Origin of the sequence: Photobacterium carnosum, from assembly GCF_002849605.1 — a bacterium.
GTDB lineage: Bacteria > Pseudomonadota > Gammaproteobacteria > Enterobacterales > Vibrionaceae > Photobacterium > Photobacterium carnosum.
This window is the reverse complement of record NZ_NPIB01000073.1, coordinates 1-879: the sequence shown is the minus strand read 5'-3', so window position 1 is coordinate 879 and position 879 is coordinate 1. Positions and strand designations below refer to the sequence as shown.

Here is an 879-nt window from a genome sequence, read left to right as displayed (position 1 = left end):
AACTTGGATATAAAGTCCATTATAAGGTTCTTAATGCTTTGGATTTTGGTGTACCTCAAAAACGTGAGCGAACATTTATTGTTGGATTCTTGGATCATGATATTCCTTTTGAATTTCCGATTAAAAAGGAAAGTTATGATTTATCAAAGGTTTTAGAACCTGATGAATTAGTACCTGATAATTTTTTTGTAAGTGATGAAATTCGGAACAATCGTCAAGAAAACTTGAGCAGGATTGCCCCTTATCCAAGTATTTGGCATCAAAATATTTCGGGTAATGTGTCACCACTTCCTTATTCTGGCGCTCTTAGATCTGGTGCTTCTCATAATTATTTATTGGTTAATGGCTATCGACGCCTAACATCGAGAGAAATGCTAAGAATACAAGGTTTTCCTGAAGATTATCGTATAGTTGTTTCTCATACACAGTTAAAAAAACAAGCAGGTAATAGTGTTGCGGTTCCTGTAATTAAGGCTATAGCTGAGAGTATGATTCAAGCCATGAAACAGAAGCGTCTTAACGTGGCTTGAAAAAATATAATATTATCTTTATAGGTAAATATTTTTATTATGAAAGAATCTAGCTAGGCTAGATCCTTTGTTATTAAACGCTTTTATTTGCTGTCTCAAAGTGGGCAATATTGGGTTAAAGTCATTTTTATTTAATTGTTACCCAGCTTTGATTAAATCCAATTTCCTTTATTACTACATCAAAATCTAAAGGTTCTGGTTTTTTGATTGTAAACCTTAGTGCATCATCTGGAACTGAGTAAATTATTGTAAATTGACTACCATCTGGCTGCCATGTAAAGCAATGAGTTCCATTTACATGACCTTCAAAGTTCCCATTATTATTAACAGACCAAGTGATAGTTTTTGA

2 protein-coding genes are annotated in these 879 nt (G+C 33.1%); one reads left to right on the top strand and one right to left on the bottom strand.

The window, feature by feature from the left end; genetic code table 11:
• The coding region (locus tag CIK00_RS21125; protein ID WP_193435498.1) for a DNA cytosine methyltransferase at nucleotides 1-530 on the top strand (530 nt) is incomplete at its 5' end.
• A gap of 127 nt (nucleotides 531-657) precedes the next feature.
• Here CIK00_RS21125 and CIK00_RS21415 read toward each other — a convergent pair.
• The coding region (locus CIK00_RS21415) for a hypothetical protein (protein ID WP_202820827.1) at nucleotides 658-879 on the bottom strand (222 nt) is incomplete at its 5' end.